Source organism: Pseudoduganella umbonata (assembly GCF_014192225.1).
GTDB classification, from domain to species: domain Bacteria; phylum Pseudomonadota; class Gammaproteobacteria; order Burkholderiales; family Burkholderiaceae_D; genus Rugamonas; species Rugamonas umbonata.
The window spans coordinates 235,801-252,850 of the sequence record NZ_JACHXS010000010.1; the positions used below are offsets into that span (position 1 = coordinate 235,801).

Genomic DNA, 17,050 nt, shown 5'->3' on the forward strand with positions numbered 1-17,050 from the left:
TCATGCTTTCGGCGGCTTCTTCGTCAGCTGCTTCTCGAATTCGACATCGTTCTTGCTGATGCGCTTCGCCACCTGCGGCCCCTGCGCATTGACGAAGGCCACGAACTCGTCGAGCTCCATCGGTGGGCACAGCGGTGGCTTGCCCGGCCCCTCGGTGAGAAAGAAGTGGCCGCTGCCGGTGATCGACATCGACCAGCCCGGGTTGCCGCTGCGCTGCTTGAGCCGGTCGATCGCGTTCGACGCCCGGGTGGAACGGCTGCTCATAATGGTTGGGTCCTTTCGTTGAGCCATGCCAGCGCGGCGCCGTCGACCAGCGGGCCCAGGCGTTCGCGCACGGTGGCGTGGTAATCGTTCAGCCACGCGATCTCGTCGTCGCGCAGCAGGGCGCGGTCGATGCAGCGCGTGTCGATCGGGCACAGCGTCAGCGTCTCGAAGCGCAGGAATTCGCCGAACTCCGTCGTGCCGTCGGCCCGGTTCAGCACCAGATTCTCGATGCGGATGCCCCACTTGCCGGGCCGGTAGATGCCCGGTTCGATCGATGTGATCATGCCCGGCTCCATCGCCGTGTGCGGCTCGGGCATCAGCGACGGCGTGATCGCGTGCGGCCCTTCGTGCACGTTGAGGAAAAAGCCCACGCCATGGCCGGTGCCGTGACCGAAGTCGATGCCGGCCGACCAGATCGGCGCACGGGCGATCGCGTCGAGCAGTGGTGCCTTCGTACCGCGCGGGAAGCGCGTGGCGGACAGCGCCATCATGCCCTTCAGCACCAGCGTGAAGTCGCGCCGGTGTTCGGCGGTGATGTCGCCCACCGGCACCACGCGCGTGATGTCGGTGGTGCCGCCGATGTACTGGCCGCCGGAATCGATCAGCAGCAGGCCATCGCCATCGATGACGGCGCAGTGTTCTTCGGTGGCGCGGTAATGCATGATCGCGCCGTTGGCCTGGAACCCGGCAATCGTGCCGAAGCTGGGGCTGACGAAGCCCGGCCGGCGCGCGCGGGCGGCAGTGATGTGGCGGTCGATGTCGACCTCGTCCAGCGACTTCTCGTGGCGGCGCGCCAGTGCCTCCTCGAGCCAGGCAAAGAATTCGCACAGCGCCGCGCCGTCCTGCTCCATCGTGGCGCGTACGTGCACGGCTTCCGCTTCGGTCTTGCGCGACTTGGCGAACGTGGTCGGATTGATCGCTTCCACCACCTTCACATGAGCGGCCACCGCCTGCCGCGTACCGTGCGTGATGCGGCGCGGATCGAGCAGCAGCACGGCACCCGGCGGCAGTTCGGCCAGCGCGGCGGCGGCGCGCTCATAAGGCGCGACGGTGATGCCGTCGGCCGTGAGCTTGGCCGCCAGCGACGGCTTTACCTTGCCCTGGTCCACGAACAGCGTGGCGTGGTCCAGCCCGACCAGCGCATGCGCGACGAAAACCGGGTTGAAGTTCACATCCGATCCGCGCAGGTTGAACAGGTACGCGATATCGTCCAGCGTGGAGATCAGGTGGCGGTCGGCGCCCTGCTCGCGCATCGCGGCGTGCAGCGCGGCGAGCTTTTCGGTGCGCGGCGTGGCGGCATACGGCGGCGCGTGCTCGTACACGGGATCGTGCGGCAAGCCGGGACGGTCGTTCCACACGTCGTCGAGCAGGTCGATATCGGCGCGCAGCGTGACGCCTTTCGCATCGAGCGCACCCTGCAGCAGCCGGGCGATGGCCAGGCCCAGCACGGTGCCGTCGACAGCGACCGCCTGCCCGGCCTGCAGCGTGGCCGCCAGCCAGGCCACGTATTCCGTGCTGGCGCCCGACGCGATCTTCATCAGCGCAATGCCGCTGCCGGCCAGTTCCGTTTCGGCCTGCGTCCAGTACCGGCCGTCGGTCCACACGCCGGCGAAGTCCTGGGTGGCGATGAACGTGCCGACCGACCCCGTGAAGCCGGACAGCCACTCGCGCCCTTTCCAGCGCGGCGGCAGGTATTCGGACAGGTGCGGATCGGACGACGGCACGATGACGGCGTCGACGCCATGGCGGCGCATGGCCTGGCGCAATGCTGCCAGGCGGTCGGCGAAGATGTTGGCTGCGGTAAGGGACATGGTGGGTATCGGTGGCACACGAGTAAGGACACGTGCCCGAATGATACCGCGCAGCCGCTCATCAGTGCAGCACCCTCGGCTGGCTGTTGTCCCCTTCGAGGTGATGCGTGGTGTGCTGGAAGTCCATGCGCGGACGGCCCTCGGCAATGTCGCGTACGGCACGCACGATCTCGTCCTGCGCCACGTAGTGCAGCATGTGGCCGGCATCCTGCACCGTGTGCAGCTGGCTTTGCAGCAGTTCGCGGTGCAGGCGTTCGGCGTTGTGGCCTGGATCGACGACCTTGTCGCCGGTACCGGTGAAGATGGTCACGGGCAGCGTGATCTCGGCATAGCGGTGCCGCAGGTTCGCGGCGGCGGGAATCATCAATACCGATTCCGCGCTGGCCGCACGCAGCTGCGAAGGCCGCAGCGACAGCCACTTGGGCCAGCGCCTGAAACTGTCCGCCACCGGGCGTGGACTGAACACTTTCTTGACGAACCCCGGCCACAGCAGGCGCGACACGAGTGGCGACACCGTGAAGCGCATCACGTCGCCCACCAACGGGATCGCCGGGCCGGACATCAGTACCACGTCGGCACGCGGGTTCGGATAGTAATAGCCAGCCATCAGCACGAGGCCGTTGACGAGGTCCGGATGGTCCATCGCCATTGCCAGCGAGACCAGCGTCCCCCACGAATGGCCCACCACGATGGCCTTGTCGACGTGCAACTCCGCCAGTGCCCTGGCCAGCAGAGCGGCCTGCTCCGGTGGCGTCCAGACTGTGCTGCGCGGCCGGTCGCTGTAGCCGAAGCCGGGGCGGTCGAAGGCGATCACCGTATGGTCGCGCGCCAGCATGTCGATCAGGCCGGACAGTTCGAAGTCTAGCGACGTCGCGCCATTGCCGTGCAATAGCACGACAACGGGGCCGGCGCCACGCTGCAGGTAATGCAGCTTCACGCCATCGACGGTAACGAACTGGCCGGTCGGCGGATTTTCCACCTCGGCCTGTTTTGTCTTGCTGCGAACCACCATGTAGGAAGCGGCCAGCGCACCGACCGCCGCCGCTGCCCATGCCGTTTGTTTTCTGCTCAGCTGTAACATGAAATGCTCCTGGATTCACCGTGTCCGGGACAGGCTAAAGCAGGACAGCGCTGCCATTTGTTAAGGCACTAACACAGAAGGCGAATCGTTTACAACACAGCTGGACAACAGCGCGACAGTGCTAAGGCAGCGCCTGGGCTTCGAAGCTTCTCAAGCCATCCAGGTCGAGTATGCGGATGCCGCCGTAATCCACGCGCAACAATCCTTCCCGCTCGAGCACCTGCAGGGCCTGGTTGGCGCGCTGGCGCGACGCGCCGGACAGCAGCCCGACTTCTTCCTGCGAGATTTGCACCAGCCGCTGGCTGCCGGGATACAGGTGGGTATTGAACAGCGAGGCCAGGCAGCGGGCCACGCGGGTATCCGGATCGAGCAGCCGCTCGTGCTCGACCATGCCGATGAACTGGCCCAGCCGTTCGTTCAGCTGCATCAGGAGGAAGCGTGTAAACGGCAGGCTGGTTTCCAGCAGCCAGTGGAAGGTAGCGGCCGGCATGCGGGCGATGCGGCTGTCGCGCAGCGCCATCGCATCGTATTTGCGGTGCTCGTCCTTCAGCAGCGAGCCTTCGCCGAACCAGCCGCCGGGCGGTACGCCGGTAAACGTGACACTCTTGCCGGACGGCGAAAAGTTGTTCATCTTGACCATGCCGGCAACGATACCGATCCAGTTGTCGACGACTTCCCCCTTGCGGCAGACGAAGCCGCCTTTCGGCACGAACACCTCGAACGTGGTGTCTTCCACGCGTGCCATCTGCTCGGGCGTCAGCGCCTGCGCCCACAACGCGCCGCGCAATGCTTCTTTCAGGCTGGGTACCTTGTCGTCCACGCTGTCATCCATGCTGTCATCTACGCTGTGATGGATGCAGTGATCCACGCTTTGATCATATTGCATTGCACCATCGAAAGTCCGGGCAATTGTCTTTGAAACGACAACCGCGGGCAGGCATCGCAGTTAATATCATTGCATAAAAAGCGCGTCTCGAACCCCGAATCAGAATGGGAGACACTGATGGACGCAATACCGGAGACCTTCCCCCGCCTGCTGCTCGAACACGCGCGGACCCGGCCGCACAAGTGCGCGTACCGGGAAAAGCACCTGGGCATCTGGCAGGCCTGGACGTGGGCCCAGGCAAGCGATGAAGTGCGCGCGCTGGCCTGCGGCCTTGCCGCGCTCGGTTTCACGCGCGGCATGCACCTGGCCGTCATCGGCGACAACCGGCCGCGCCTGTACTGGGCGATGCTGGCCGCGCAATGCCTGGGCGGCGTGGCCGTGCCGCTGTACCAGGATGCGCCGGCGGCGGACATGGCCTATGTGCTGGAGAACGCCGAGATCCGCTACGCGGTCGTGGAAGACCAGGAACAGGTCGACAAGCTGCTCGAACTGCAGGCCGACTATGCCGGCATCGAGCACATCGCCTACGACGACGAGCGCGGCATGCGCCACTACCGCCAGAACGAACTGGTTTCCTACGCCCGCCTGCAGGAAGCGGGCCGCGCGTGGGACCAGGCCAACCCGGGCGCCTTCGATACCGCGCTGCAGGCGGGGAGCGGCCTGGACAACGCGGTGATCCTGTACACCTCCGGCACCACCGGCAAGCCGAAAGGCGTTTGCCAGACCCATGCGGCACTGATCGCCGCCGGCACCGGCGGTACCGGCTTCGAACGGCTGACGGACGACGAGAACGTGCTGTCCTACCTGCCGATGGCGTGGGTGGGCGACTGCCTGTTTTCGTTTGCCCAGGCGCTCGTGGCGGGCTTTACCGTGAACTGCCCGGAATCGTCGGAAACGGTGACGACCGACCTGCGCGAAATCGGCCCCAGCTATTATTTCGCGCCGCCGCGCATCTTCGAGAACATGCTGACGCAGGTAATGATCCGCATGGAGGATGCGGGGGCGCCGAAGCGCCGGATGTTCCATCACTTCATGGACGTGGCACGCCGCGTGGGCGCCGACATCCTCGACGGCCGCCCGGTCCCGGCGGCGGACCGGCTGCACTACGCGCTCGGCGACCTGCTCGTGTACGGACCGCTGAAGAACGTGCTCGGCCTGTCGCGGGTGCGCGTCGCCTACACGGCGGGCGCCGCCATCGGACCCGACCTGTTCCGCTTCTACCGCTCGATCGGCATCAACCTGAAGCAGTTCTACGGTTCCACAGAAACCTGCGCCTATATCTGCCTGCAGCCCGACGGCCAGATCAAGTTCGACAGCGTCGGCATGGCGGCGCCGGGCGTGGACGTGAAGCTGGCCGACAACGGCGAAGTGCTGGTGAAGTCGCCCACGCTGATGAGCGGCTACTACAAGCGGCCCGACGCCACCGCGGAAGCGATCGATCCGCAAGGCTGGTTCCACACGGGCGATGCCGGCATCTTCGACGCCGACGGCCACCTGAAGATCATCGACCGCGCGGCGGACGTGGGCCGCCTGAACGGCGGGGCGATCTTCGCGCCGAACTACATCGAGAACAAGCTGAAGTTCTTCCCGTTCATCAAGGAAGCGGTCGCGTTCGGCAATGGGCACGATACCGTGTGCGCGTTCCTGAACATCGACATGGACGCGGTGGGCAACTGGGCCGAGCGGCGCAACTTCGCCTACTCCGGCTACACCGACCTGGCAGCCCACCCGCAGGTATATGAGCTCATGGCCGAATGCGTGGAAAAGGTGAATGCCGACCTGGCCGGCGATGCGGCGATGAGCGCCACGCAGATCCACCGCTTCCTCGTGCTGCACAAGGAGCTCGACCCGGACGACGACGAACTGACCCGCACCCGCAAGGTGCGCCGCAAGTTCGTCGCCGAAAAATACCGCGTGCTGGTCGATGCGCTGTATGCGGGCCGCGCGTCGCAATACATCGAGACGCAGGTGAAGTTCGAGGATGGCCGCAGCGGCATCGTGGCGGCCGACCTGCGCATTGCCGACAGCCGCGTACTGCCGCCCGTGCGGCGCGCGGCGTGATGGGAGAAGCCACCATGCTGATGAACGAACCCGATACGCTGTTCGGCGCGCGAAGGCAGGCCGGTCCCGTGATCCTCGACCTGCGCGACATCTCGCTGTCGTTCGGCGGCGTGAAGGCGCTGACCGGCATCTCCTTCGACGTGCGCGAACACGAGATCCGCGCCATCATCGGCCCGAACGGCGCCGGCAAGAGCTCGATGCTGAACGTGATCAACGGCGTGTACCGCCCGCAGCAGGGCGAGATCGTGCTGCGCGGCCAGCACCGGCGCAACATGGACTGCCATGCTGCGGCCAGGTCCGGCATCGCGCGCACGTTCCAGAACATCGCGCTGTTCAAGGGCATGACGGTGCTGGACAACGTGATGACCGGCCGTAACCTCAAGATGAAGTCGAATTTCCTGCTGCAGGCGCTGTACTGGGGCCCGGCGCGGCGCGAGGAAATCGCCCACCGCCGCAAGGCCGAGGAAATCATCGACTTCCTCGAGATCCAGCACATCCGCAAGACGCCCGTGGGCCGGCTGCCGTACGGCCTGCAGAAGCGGGTCGAACTGGCCAGGGCGCTGGCCGCCGAACCGGAAATCCTGCTGCTGGACGAACCGATGGCCGGCATGAACGTGGAGGAAAAGCAGGACATGTGCCGCTTCATCCTCGACGTCAACGACCAGTTCGGCACGACCATCGTGCTGATCGAGCACGACATGGGGGTGGTGATGGATATCTCGGACCGGGTCGTCGTGCTCGACTACGGCAGGAAGATCGGCGACGGCACGCCGGACGAGGTGCGCAGCAATCCGGAAGTGATCAGGGCCTATCTTGGCGGCGTGGCGGATGGCGAGGCGAATGGCGTGGAAAGCGGCGGCCATGGACATTAATTTCTTCTTCGAAGTCCTGATCGGCGGCCTGCTGTCGGGCGTGATGTATGCGCTGGTGGCGATCGGCTTCGTGCTGATCTACAAGGCTTCCGGCGTGTTCAATTTTGCCCAGGGCGCCATGGTGTTCTTCGCGGCGCTGACGTGCGTGGGCATGATGGACAAGTTCGGCATGTCGCTGTGGCTGGCGATTCCCTGCACCGTGGTGGCGATGATCGTCCTGGGCATCGCCATCGAGCGCGTGGTGCTGCGCCCGCTGGTGAACCAGCCGGAAATCACGCTGTTCATGGCCACCATCGGCCTGGCTTTTTTCCTCGAAGGCCTGGCGCAGCTGCTGTGGGGTTCGCAGGTACACCAGTTGCCGCTGCCGATCGAGGATGTGCCGATGCAGTCGCTGCTGGACCGCTTCAACATCGTGGTGTCGCAGTTCGACGTGATCGCCGCCATCATCTGCGGCGTGATGGTTGCCGTGCTGGCGCTGCTGTTCGCGAAGACCAGGGTCGGCCGCGCGCTGCGGGCCGTGGCGGACGACCACCAGGCCGCGCAGGCCGTCGGCATCCCGCTGCAGCGCATCTGGGCCATCCTGTGGGCGGTGGCCGGCGTGGTGGCCCTCGTGGCGGGCCTGTTGTGGGGCGCGCGGAACGGCGTGCAGTTCGCGCTGACGTTCATCGCCCTGAAAGCCCTGCCGGTGCTGATCCTGGGCGGCTTCACGTCGGTGCCCGGCGCCATCGTCGGCGGCCTGATCATCGGTGCCTCCGAGAAGCTGGCCGAGGTCTATATCGGGCCGCTGGTCGGCGGCGGCATCGAAGGCTGGTTCCCCTACGTGCTGGCGCTGCTGTTCCTGCTGGTCCGCCCGGAAGGGCTGTTCGGCGAAAAGATCATCCGGAGGATCTGACATGTTCTATCGCGAAGCCGGGCAATTCCGCACCACCTACGAAGCCGACGGCCAGTTGCTGCCGATCCGGCAGGACCGCATCGCGCTGATCGCCACGCTGGCCGTCGCCGTGCTGGCGGTGCCGCTCCTTGCTTCGCCCTATCTGCTGTCGGCCATCCTGATCCCGTTCCTGATCTTCGCGCTGGCCGCGCTGGGCCTGAACATCCTCACCGGCTATGCCGGCCAGCTATCGCTGGGCACCGCCGCCTTCATGGCGGTCGGCGCGTTCGCGTCGTGGAATTTCGTCGCGCGCATTCCCGGCATCCCGATGCTGCTCGCCTTCGTGCTGGGCGGCCTGTGCGCGGCCCTCGTCGGCATCGCATTCGGCCTGCCGTCGCTGCGCATCCGCGGCTTCTACCTGGCCGCGGCCACGCTGGCCACCCAATTCTTCGTGATCTGGTGCCTGACCAAGATTTCATGGCTGACCGGCGGCAGCGCTTCCGGCGTGATCACCGCCCAGCGCATCGAGATCATGGGCTACGCCTTCGATACGCCGCAGCGCAAGTACGTGCTGGTCCTGCTGGTGGTGGCACTGATGGCGCTGCTGGCGAAAAACCTGGTGCGCTCGAACGTGGGCCGCTCGTGGATGGCGGTGCGGGACATGGACATGGCCGCCGAGGTGATCGGCATTCGCCCGATGCGCACGAAACTGCTGGCCTTCGCCGTCAGCTCGTTTTATTGCGGCGTGGCCGGCGCGCTGTATGCATTCGCCTACCTGGGCACGGTGGAGCCGGAAGCGTACAGCCTGGACCTGTCGTTCCGCATCCTGTTCATGATCATCATCGGCGGCGTGGGTTCGATCCTCGGTTCCTTCCTGGGCGCGGCGTTCATCGTGCTGCTGCCGGTGTTCCTGAACATCGCCGCGCACGGCCTCGCGCTGCCCACCAGCGTGGCATCGAACCTGGAACTGATGGTGTTCGGCGCGCTGATCATCTTCTTCCTGATCGTGGAACCGCACGGCCTGGCGCGCCTGTGGCAGATCGGCAAGGAAAAGCTGCGCCTGTGGCCATTCCCCCATTAAAAATATTCCAAAGGAGACCATCATGAAGCTGTTGCGTTCCATCGTTATCGGCACCCTCGTTGCCGGCGCCATTGCTCCCGCCTTCGCGCAGGAACAGTTCGTCGCCCTGCCGTCGTACCGCGTGGGCCCGTATGCGTCGGGAGGCTCCGGCTTCTATGGCGGCATCATCGACTATTTTTCGCTCGTCAACGCGGCCGGCGGCGTCAACGGCGTCAAGATCGCGTGGCAGGAGTGCGAGACCGAATACAACCCGTCGCGCGGCGTGGAGTGCTATGAGCGGCTGAAAACCCAGCGCGGCGGCGCCACGCTCGTGGAACCGCTGTCGACCAGCATCGCCTACGGCATCCTCGACCGCATCCCGCAGGACAAGATCCCGATGACGATGCTGGGCTACGGCCGCTCGGATGCGGCCAACGGCAAGGTCTTTCCCTATGTGTTCCCGCTCATTTCCAGCTACTGGAGCCAGGCCGCCGCGATGGTGAAATACCTGGCGGACAAGAACGGCGGTTCGCTGAAGGGCAAGAAGATCGTGCACCTGTATCACGATTCCGCGTTCGGCAAGGAACCGCTGCCCGTGCTGGAAGCGCTGGCGAAGCAGCAGGGGTTCGAACTGGTGAAGGTCCCGGTGGCGCCGCCGGGCAGCGAGCAGCAGGCGCAGTGGCTGCAGATCCGCCAGGCGCGGCCCGATCACGTGATCCTGTGGGGCTGGGGCGTGATGAATTCGGTGGCGATCAAGACCGCGCAGCGCAACGGCTTCCCGCGTGAAAAAATCCTCGGCGTATGGTGGGCCGGCTCCGAAGAGGACACCGTGCCGTCCGGCGACGCGGCCAAGGGATACACGGCGATGTCGTTCAATACGCCGGGCAATTACCCGGTACTCGACGAGATCCGCGCGAAACTGTACAAGACCGGCAAGGGCAACCTGTCCGACCAGGCGCGCATCGGTTCCGTGTACCACATGCGCGGCGTCACGGCCGGCATCCTGTTCGTCGAGGCGATGCGCACCGCGCAGGAGAAATTCGGCAAGGGTAAACCCGTCACCGGCGAGCAGATGCGCTGGGGTCTGGAACACCTGAACATCGACGCGGCGCGGCAGAAGGCGGTGGGCGCGGCAAACATGTTCCCCACCGTGAAGACGAGCTGCGAGGACCATGAAGGTTCCGGCGCCGTGAAGGTGCAGCAGTGGGACGGCAGGAAGTGGAATGCCATCACGCCGAACTGGATCGTGGGCGACCGCGCGCTGGTGAAGAAGCTGATCGACGAATCGTCCGGCAAGTACGCGGCGGAGAAGAACATCAAGCCGGCCTGCATGCCATGAGCACGCTGTCGGTCAACAATATCGAGGTGATCTACGACCACGTGATTCTGGTGCTGAAAGGCGTGTCGCTGGAAGTGCCGCAAGGTGCCATCGTGGCGCTGCTGGGCGCCAACGGCGCCGGCAAATCGACCACGCTGAAGACGATCTCCACGCTGCTGCGCGGCGAACGGGGCGACGTGACGAAAGGCGAGGTGCGCTTCAACGGCGAGCGCGTGGACCAGCTGACGCCGAACGCGCTGGTGACGCGCGGCCTGGCGCAGGTGATGGAAGGCCGCCACTGCTTCGGCCATCTGACGATCGAGGAAAACCTGCTGACCGGCGCGTACACGTGCAGGCAGTCGCGCGCCCAGTTGCGCGAAGCGCTGGAGCGCGTCTACCACTATTTTCCGCGGCTCAAGGAGCGGCGCACCAGCCAGGCCGGCTATACGTCCGGCGGCGAACAGCAGATGTGCGCGATCGGCCGCGCGCTGATGGCCAAGCCGACGATGATCCTGCTGGACGAGCCGTCGATGGGCATTGCGCCGCAGATCGTCGAGGAGATCTTCGGCATCGTCAAGGATCTCAACACGCGCGAGAACGTGTCGTTCCTGCTGGCCGAACAGAACACGATGGTGGCGCTGCGCTACGCGGACTTCGGCTACATCCTCGAGAACGGCCGGGTGGTGATGGAAGGTGCCGCCGCGGAACTGGCGGCCAACGAAGACGTGAAGGAATTCTACCTGGGCGTATCCGGCGCGGGCCGCAAGAACTTCCGCGACCAGAAATTCTACAAACGGCGCAAGCGCTGGCTTTCGTGAGGTGGCTGTGTTGAATATCGCAAAGGCGAAAAAACCGTGCGCCGCCCTGCCCGGCGCGAAGAAGCTGCAAAAGCAAATTGCGGAAGGCGCCCCATGAATCCCGGCACGCTGGACGACCTGGAAATCCGCGATCCGCAGGACCGCGAACGCGACCTGATGCGGCGCCTGCCCGCATTGCTGCAACAGGCACAGTCGGCTTCCGGCTGGGCGCGCATCCTGCAAGGCGTGGACGCCGGCGCCATCGACCACCGCGCCGCGCTGGCGCAGTTGCCCGTCACGCGCAAGTCGCAGCTGAAGGAGCTGCAGCAGCACGATGGCCCGTTTGGCGGGCTGACGAGCACCGCGCCGCGCGCGCTGTCGCGCATCTGCATGTCGCCGGGGCCGATCTTCGATCCGCAAGGCCACTCCGCCGACTGGTGGCGCTTCGCGAGGCCGATGTACGCGGCCGGCGTGCGGGCCGGCGGGCTGCTGCAGAACTGCTTTTCGTACCACTTCACGCCGGCCGCGTTCATGGTCGAAAGTGGTGCCGCGCGGATCGGCTGCACGGTGATCCCGGCCGGCAGCGGCCAGACGGAACTGCAGGTACAGGCCATGGCGGCGCTGCGGCCGGATACCTATGTCGGCACGCCGTCGTTCCTGAAGATCATCCTTGAGAAGGCCTCGGAAACGGGGACGGACGTGTCGAGCCTGACGCATGCGCTGGTGTCGGCCGAGGCGCTGCCCGATTCGCTGCGCAAGTGGTTCGCCGAGCATGGCGTGCCGCACGTATGCCAGGCCTATGCGTCGGCCGATGCCGGCAACATCGCCTACGAAACGCGCACCGGCGGCGCGCTCAATCCGGGCATGGTGCTGGACGAGGACGTGATTCTCGAGATCGTCAGGCCCGGCACCGGCGACCCCGTGGCGCCGGGCGAGGTGGGCGAAGTGGTGCTCACGGTGTTCAACCCGGACTATCCGCTGGTCCGCTTCGCCACCGGCGATCTGTCCGCGCTGCTGGCCGACGCGGCGCCATCGCCGTGCGGCCGCACCAACGTGCGCATCCGCGGCTGGCTGGGCCGCGCGGACCAGACCACCAAGGTGCGCGCCATGTTCGTGCATCCGGCGCAGGTGCACGATGTGGCGCGCCGCCACGGCGTGGCGAAAGCGCGGCTGGTGGTGACGGGCACGATCGCCGATGAAACGATGACGCTGCAGTGCGAAGTGGACGATCCGGCAACGGCCGGCGATGGCGCGGCGATCGTCGCCACGCTGCGCGACGTCACCAAGCTGCGTGGCGAAGTCCAGTTCGTGCAGCGCGGCAGCCTGCCCAACGACGGCAAGGTGATCGACGACCGGCGCGACTACACTTGAGATGCGCAGCCGGGAGGCGCAGCCGCATGAAGCCGAGCTCGGCCGATACACTGTGCTCATACAGCCAGTACCATTGAAACGGGCCCGGACAACCGCTGCGTAATCGCGGATAATTGGCGCACTTTTCAACTGTACTTTCCACGCCATGCAACAAATTCATCATCAACGGGCCCGCGCGCTGCTGGACAACGCCGAGGAAATCTTTACCGCCCAGCAGGTGTCCGACGCCGTGCGCCAGGTGGCCGACGACCTGAACGCACGCTTCAACCAGCTCGAGGAATTCCCGCTCGTGCTCGGCGTGATGGGCGGCGCCGTCGTCTTCACCGGCAACCTGCTGCCGCAGCTGACCTTCCCGCTCGAGTTCGACTACATCCACGTCAGCCGCTACGGCGACGAAGACCGCGGCGGCGAAGTGGTGTGGAAGGTAGTGCCCCGCTCGAACGTTGCGGGCCGCACCGTGATCGTCGTCGACGACATCCTCGACGAAGGCGAAACGCTGGCCCACGTGAAGCAGCGCCTGCTGGACATGGGCGCGAAGGAAGTCGTCATCGTCGTGTTCGCGGACAAGGCGATCGGCAAGACCAAGCCGGTAAAACCCGACCTGGTGGGCCTGGTGATCCCGAACCGTTTCGTAGTCGGCTACGGCATGGATGCCTACAACTACTGGCGCAACCTGCCCGGCCTGTGGGCGCTCAACAACGCCGATTTGTCGAGTTGACACCCTTGATCGGGGCGGCAAGTACTCCCACCTAAGGCCAATGGGCACCGCGGGTTGTCTGGCATACCATTTTCGCCACTGACAACCACACAAGGTGCCCATCGTGACGAACAATGCCAACAACCCGAAACTCGAAGTCCTGACCCCGCAGAACAGCCAGCTCATCTTCATCGACCACCAGCCGCAGATGGCCTTCGGCGTGCAGTCGATCGACCGCCAGGTCCTGAAGAACAACACCGTCGGCCTGGCGAAGGCCGCCAAGGTGTTCAATATCCCGACCACCATCACCACCGTGGAAACGCTGAGCTTCTCCGGCCACACCTACCCGGAACTGCTGGACGTGTTCCCCGGCCAGGACATCCTGGAACGTACCTCGATGAACTCGTGGGACGACCAGAAAGTGCGCGACGCACTGGCGAAGAACGGCCGCAAGAAAGTGATCGTGGCCGGCCTGTGGACGGAGGTGTGCAACACCACGTTCGCACTGTGCGCGATGCTGGAAGGCGACTACGAAATCTACATGGTGTCCGATGCTTCGGGCGGCACGTCGAAGGAAGCGCACGACATGGCCATGCAGCGCATGATCCAGGCCGGCGTGGTGCCGGTGACCTGGCAGCAGGTGCTGCTGGAATGGCAGCGCGACTGGGCGCACCGCGATTCGTACGATGCCGTGATGAAGATCGTCAAGGAACACTCTGGCGCGTACGGCATGGGCGTCGACTACGCCTACACGATGGTGCACAAGGCGCCGCAGCGCACCACCACCCAGCACGAAACGCTGGCGCCGGTGGCTGCCAAGTAAAGCAAAAGGGGCCAGTGCCCCCTTTTTTCTGTTACAGCGCCACCCGCTTGCGCGCCGCCGAATCGCTCGCGCGAGGGGACTGTCACCGGTGTTGATTGCTTGGTGACTGTCCCCGGTTTAGTACCCGACAGCCTGCGCTAGGGGGACTGGGCAGTGCAATGGCATGCATGCCATTGGCAGAGGGGACTGTCCCCGGTGTTGCCTGCTTGGGGACTGTCCCCGGGTTCAGCCGCTTGCGCTAGGGGACTGGACAGTGCGATGGCATGCATGCCATTGGCAGAGGGGACTGTCCCCGGTGTTGCTTGCTTGGGGACTGTCCCCGGTTTAGTACCCGACAGCCTGCGCCAGGGGGACTGGACAGTGCGATGGCATGCATGCCATTGGCAGAGGGGACTGTCCCCGGTGTTGCCTGCTTGGGGACTGTCCCCGGTTTAGTACCCAACAGCCTGCGCCAAGGGGACTGGACAGTGCGATGGCATGCATGCCATCGCCCGCTTCACAGGCGAGGAGCAGGCTCCTCGAAACCCCTGCTTCGCCCCCGGTGTTGCTTGCTTGGGGACTGTCCCCGGTTTAGTACCCGACAGCCTGCGCCAGGGGGACTGGACAGTACGATGGCATGCGTGCCATCGCCCGCTTCACAGGCGAGGAGCAGGCTCCTCGCCCCCCCGCTTCGCCCGTTTTAGCACCACAAAACGTGATTTACAGCGCCAGCCGCTTGCGCGCCGCCGCATACTCCGCCTTCAACCGCTCCACCATCTCCGCCGTCGTCGGCACGTCTTCCATCAACCCCACGCCCTGCCCGGCGCCCCAGATGTCGCGCCATGCCTTGGCGGTACCGGAGCCGAAGCTCATCTTGGTCTTGTCCGATTCGGGCAGCGCTTCCGGATCCAGGCCGGCGGCCACGATCGATTTCTTCAGGTAGTTGCCGTGCACGCCCGTGAACAGGTTCGTGTAGATGACGTCGGCCGCCGACGATTCGACGATCGCTTCGCGGTAGGCATCCGTCACGTTCGATTCCTGCGTGGCCAGCCAGCGCGAGCCGATATACGCGAAGTCGGCGCCCATCGCCTGCGCGGCCAGGATCGCGTCGCCGGTCGCGATCGAACCGGACAGCGCGATCGGACCGTCGAAGAATTTGCGCACTTCGCCGACCAGCGCGAACGGCGACAGCGTGCCCGCATGGCCGCCGGCGCCGGCCGCCACCAGGATCAGGCCGTCGACACCCGCTTCCAGCGCCTTCTGGGCGTGGCGGATCGAGACCACGTCGTGCAGCACGATGCCGCCGTAGCTATGGATCGCATCCAGCATTTCCTTCGGCGGCGCACGCAGCGACGAAATGATGATCGGCACCTGGTGCTTCACACAGACCTCGACGTCGTGAGCCAGGCGGTCGTTCGACTGGTGCACGATCTGGTTGACGGCGATCGGGCCGACTTTTTTGTCCGGATTGGCCGCCTGGAATTCCGCCAGCTCCTGCTGCAGGTCCGTCAGCCACTTGTCGAGCAGCTCGGCCGGCCGGGCATTGAGCGCCGGGAACGAGCCGACGATGCCGGCCTTGCACTGCGCCGCCACCAGCGCGGGACCGCTGGCAATGAACATCGGCGATGCGATCACTGGAAGGGACAGGTTTTGCAGCACGGGAGGCAGGGCCATGGTCGACTCGCTGTTGAGGTTGGTGAAATGGATCGAATCAAACGATTATAGACTTATAAAAGTACGATCGTGCGAATTCTAGACGGAACGCTCTACCGCGTCGGCATGGACGCTACACATCCGTTGCGCCGTGGCTTACACCGGGGATTACACCTTGGTTATACATTGACCAGGTCGTCGCCGTCGACTTTCGCGGCCAGGCCCCGGACCAGCTGCTTGACGGCCCAGGCGGCAAGTTCTTCTTCCGACTTGTGCAGGTGCCGCCGGTTTGTTTCGACGACCAGCGGGATCGATGCCAGCAGCGCCTGCACGCCGGCAACCGGGATGCGCTGCCGTTCCAGCAGCAGGAACTTCAGCAGTACCTTGACCGCATACTCGGCGTTGTTGGACGGTTTCGACGACAGGAAATCGAGCCGCCGCCGCGCCCGCGCCAGCGCAGCTTCCACATCGTCGAACATCGCGCCATGGCCGGGAATCACGAGCCGCACGTCCAGCGATGCGATCAGGTCCAGCGTGGCGCCCGCTTCGGCGAAACCTTCTTCCCCTTCCAGCTCGGGAAAGATCACGCCGAAGCCGTTCTGCCACAGCGCGTCCGCCGAGACCAGGATCTTCTCCGCGGGGCAGTACCAGATCAGCGAATGGGCATGGTGGCCGGGTGCGCCCAGCACGTGCCATTCGAGATCGCCCGCTTCCAGCACATCGCCGGGCCGCACCACGCCGTCGATCGTGAAGCGCGGGCACTGCTGGCCGGTGGCGCGGAATGTCAGCGCGTCTTCGTCCCAGTGGCGCACCTTCGCTTCCTCGGCGGCCGGCACGAACGTGTCGCAGCCGAAGTGCGCCTGCAGCAGCGCGTTGCCGCCGCAGTGGTCGGAATGCAGGTGCGTGGTGAACAGGCGGTCGAGGCGGCGGCCCGGCAGCGCGTGGCGCACCAGCTCGAGCGTTTGCGGCGCATGCGTCACGTAGCCGCTGTCGATCAGCGCCGTGTCGTGGCGGCCGACCAGCAGCACGTTATTGGCGGAGAGCCAGCCGCGTTCGAATACGCGGATGGAGTCGGGTAAGGTCATCATTTTTTCGGATCGCGGCAGGCGCGGGGTTCAGTCGAAGTCGATCGTCTGCTCGCGCAAACGAAGCTGTGCCCATACGGCGCGCTTGTAATCGTCGTCGGCTTTTCCCCACGCCACGATCTCGTCGATCGAGCGCAGGCAGCCCTCGCAAAAGCCGGTATCCCGGTTCATCTTGCACAGGCTCACGCAGGGAGATGGGACAGGCGTGGCATGTTCCGGCAATGCAGTTTTCATAATGCGGCAGCGTTCTGGCGAGGCTGTATTTTAGCCGATACAGTCTTGCACCCCGGTTTGGCGAATCTGGCTATACTGGTCCAAAAAAGGCCCGTGGACCACACGGAGCGCAGAGGAGACGCGGCGCGGCACGCGATTTCATCGGTTTTCTACCAGAGGTCAAGCGTGCGACTGCTCAGTACCAACA

The 17,050-nt window shown here is 65.2% G+C and carries 16 protein-coding genes; 9 read left to right on the forward strand and 7 right to left on the reverse strand.

Translation table 11 applies throughout. From position 1 onward, the window contains the following. The 4 genes from FHS02_RS23530 to FHS02_RS23545 form a co-directional block, all read right to left on the reverse strand. The gene (locus FHS02_RS23530) at nt 1-264 is read right to left on the reverse strand and encodes a hypothetical protein (protein ID WP_137315520.1); all 264 of its coding nucleotides are present in this window, start codon (nt 262-264) and stop codon (nt 1-3) included. Then, nucleotides 261-2,075, reverse strand: a complete 1,815-nt coding sequence (locus FHS02_RS23535) for an aminopeptidase P family protein (RefSeq protein ID WP_137315519.1) — start codon at nt 2,073-2,075, stop codon at nt 261-263. The genes FHS02_RS23530 and FHS02_RS23535 overlap by 4 nt, the downstream gene beginning before the upstream one ends. 61 nt (nt 2,076-2,136) lie before the next feature. Next, complete coding sequence (locus FHS02_RS23540) at nt 2,137-3,156, reverse strand: alpha/beta fold hydrolase (protein WP_137315518.1); 1,020 nt, start codon at nt 3,154-3,156, stop codon at nt 2,137-2,139. A gap of 121 nt (nt 3,157-3,277) precedes the next feature. Then, the gene (locus FHS02_RS23545; protein WP_137315517.1) at nt 3,278-3,988 is read right to left on the reverse strand and encodes a Crp/Fnr family transcriptional regulator; all 711 of its coding nucleotides are present in this window, start codon (nt 3,986-3,988) and stop codon (nt 3,278-3,280) included. 168 nt (nt 3,989-4,156) lie between these two features. Between FHS02_RS23545 and FHS02_RS23550 the strand changes: the two genes are divergently transcribed. The 9 genes from FHS02_RS23550 to FHS02_RS23590 all read left to right on the forward strand — a co-directional run bounded on the left by FHS02_RS23550 (nt 4,157) and on the right by FHS02_RS23590 (nt 13,912). Next, the gene (locus tag FHS02_RS23550; protein ID WP_371861486.1) at nt 4,157-6,103 is read left to right on the forward strand and encodes an AMP-dependent synthetase/ligase; all 1,947 of its coding nucleotides are present in this window, start codon (nt 4,157-4,159) and stop codon (nt 6,101-6,103) included. 14 nt (nt 6,104-6,117) lie between these two features. Beyond that, nucleotides 6,118-6,975, forward strand: coding sequence for an ABC transporter ATP-binding protein (locus tag FHS02_RS23555; RefSeq protein WP_229422292.1), 858 nt, complete (start codon nt 6,118-6,120; stop codon nt 6,973-6,975). After that, nucleotides 6,971-7,867, forward strand: coding sequence for a branched-chain amino acid ABC transporter permease (locus tag FHS02_RS23560; RefSeq protein WP_175425000.1), 897 nt, complete (start codon nt 6,971-6,973; stop codon nt 7,865-7,867). Before FHS02_RS23555 ends, FHS02_RS23560 begins: the two co-directional genes overlap by 5 nt. A 1-nt stretch (nt 7,868) precedes the next feature. Continuing rightward, the gene (locus FHS02_RS23565) at nt 7,869-8,927 is read left to right on the forward strand and encodes a branched-chain amino acid ABC transporter permease (protein ID WP_137315513.1); all 1,059 of its coding nucleotides are present in this window, start codon (nt 7,869-7,871) and stop codon (nt 8,925-8,927) included. A 22-nt stretch (nt 8,928-8,949) separates the two neighbouring features. Further along, nucleotides 8,950-10,245 carry an ABC transporter substrate-binding protein gene (locus FHS02_RS23570; RefSeq protein WP_137315512.1) on the forward strand — a complete coding sequence of 432 codons (1,296 nt, stop codon included), beginning with the start codon at nt 8,950-8,952 and terminating at the stop codon, nt 10,243-10,245. Then, a complete protein-coding gene (locus tag FHS02_RS23575; protein ID WP_137315511.1) occupies nt 10,242-11,042 on the forward strand; it encodes an ABC transporter ATP-binding protein in 801 nt (266 codons plus the stop codon). Before FHS02_RS23570 ends, FHS02_RS23575 begins: the two co-directional genes overlap by 4 nt. Nucleotides 11,043-11,135: 93 nt before the next feature. Then, nucleotides 11,136-12,392, forward strand: coding sequence for a phenylacetate--CoA ligase family protein (locus FHS02_RS23580; RefSeq protein WP_137315510.1), 1,257 nt, complete (start codon nt 11,136-11,138; stop codon nt 12,390-12,392). Nucleotides 12,393-12,537: 145 nt separating this feature from the next. Next, nucleotides 12,538-13,110, forward strand: a complete 573-nt coding sequence (locus FHS02_RS23585; protein WP_137315509.1) for a hypoxanthine-guanine phosphoribosyltransferase — start codon at nt 12,538-12,540, stop codon at nt 13,108-13,110. Nucleotides 13,111-13,213: 103 nt separating this feature from the next. Continuing rightward, nucleotides 13,214-13,912, forward strand: a complete 699-nt coding sequence (locus FHS02_RS23590; RefSeq protein WP_137315508.1) for a hydrolase — start codon at nt 13,214-13,216, stop codon at nt 13,910-13,912. A 699-nt stretch (nt 13,913-14,611) separates the two neighbouring features. Here the strand turns inward: FHS02_RS23590 and FHS02_RS23595 are convergent. From FHS02_RS23595 to FHS02_RS23605, 3 genes are all read right to left on the reverse strand, one after another. Beyond that, the gene (locus FHS02_RS23595; RefSeq protein WP_137315507.1) at nt 14,612-15,565 is read right to left on the reverse strand and encodes an NAD(P)H-dependent flavin oxidoreductase; all 954 of its coding nucleotides are present in this window, start codon (nt 15,563-15,565) and stop codon (nt 14,612-14,614) included. Between the two features lie 158 nt (nt 15,566-15,723). After that, complete coding sequence (locus FHS02_RS23600; RefSeq protein WP_137315506.1) at nt 15,724-16,632, reverse strand: MBL fold metallo-hydrolase; 909 nt, start codon at nt 16,630-16,632, stop codon at nt 15,724-15,726. Nucleotides 16,633-16,659: 27 nt separating this feature from the next. Continuing rightward, nucleotides 16,660-16,863, reverse strand: coding sequence for a DUF1289 domain-containing protein (locus FHS02_RS23605; protein WP_137315505.1), 204 nt, complete (start codon nt 16,861-16,863; stop codon nt 16,660-16,662). Between the last annotated feature and the right edge of the window lie 187 nt (nt 16,864-17,050).

Excerpts from the sequence above, each read along its gene's own strand:
- FHS02_RS23530 (WP_137315520.1), bottom strand. The coding sequence starts at position 264 with ATGAGCAGCCGTTCCACCCGGGCGTCGAACGCGATCGACCGGCTCAAG.
- FHS02_RS23535 (WP_137315519.1), bottom strand. The coding sequence starts at position 2,075 with ATGTCCCTTACCGCAGCCAACATCTTCGCCGACCGCCTGGCAGCATTG.
- FHS02_RS23540 (WP_137315518.1), bottom strand. The coding sequence starts at position 3,156 with ATGTTACAGCTGAGCAGAAAACAAACGGCATGGGCAGCGGCGGCGGTC.
- FHS02_RS23545 (WP_137315517.1), bottom strand. The coding sequence starts at position 3,988 with ATGGATGACAGCGTGGACGACAAGGTACCCAGCCTGAAAGAAGCATTG.
- FHS02_RS23555 (WP_229422292.1), top strand. The coding sequence starts at position 6,118 with ATGCTGATGAACGAACCCGATACGCTGTTCGGCGCGCGAAGGCAGGCC.
- FHS02_RS23565 (WP_137315513.1), top strand. The coding sequence starts at position 7,869 with ATGTTCTATCGCGAAGCCGGGCAATTCCGCACCACCTACGAAGCCGAC.
- FHS02_RS23570 (WP_137315512.1), top strand. The coding sequence starts at position 8,950 with ATGAAGCTGTTGCGTTCCATCGTTATCGGCACCCTCGTTGCCGGCGCC.
- FHS02_RS23575 (WP_137315511.1), top strand. The coding sequence starts at position 10,242 with ATGAGCACGCTGTCGGTCAACAATATCGAGGTGATCTACGACCACGTG.
- FHS02_RS23580 (WP_137315510.1), top strand. The coding sequence starts at position 11,136 with ATGAATCCCGGCACGCTGGACGACCTGGAAATCCGCGATCCGCAGGAC.
- FHS02_RS23585 (WP_137315509.1), top strand. The coding sequence starts at position 12,538 with ATGCAACAAATTCATCATCAACGGGCCCGCGCGCTGCTGGACAACGCC.
- FHS02_RS23595 (WP_137315507.1), bottom strand. The coding sequence starts at position 15,565 with ATGGCCCTGCCTCCCGTGCTGCAAAACCTGTCCCTTCCAGTGATCGCA.
- FHS02_RS23600 (WP_137315506.1), bottom strand. The coding sequence starts at position 16,632 with ATGATGACCTTACCCGACTCCATCCGCGTATTCGAACGCGGCTGGCTC.
- FHS02_RS23605 (WP_137315505.1), bottom strand. The coding sequence starts at position 16,863 with ATGAAAACTGCATTGCCGGAACATGCCACGCCTGTCCCATCTCCCTGC.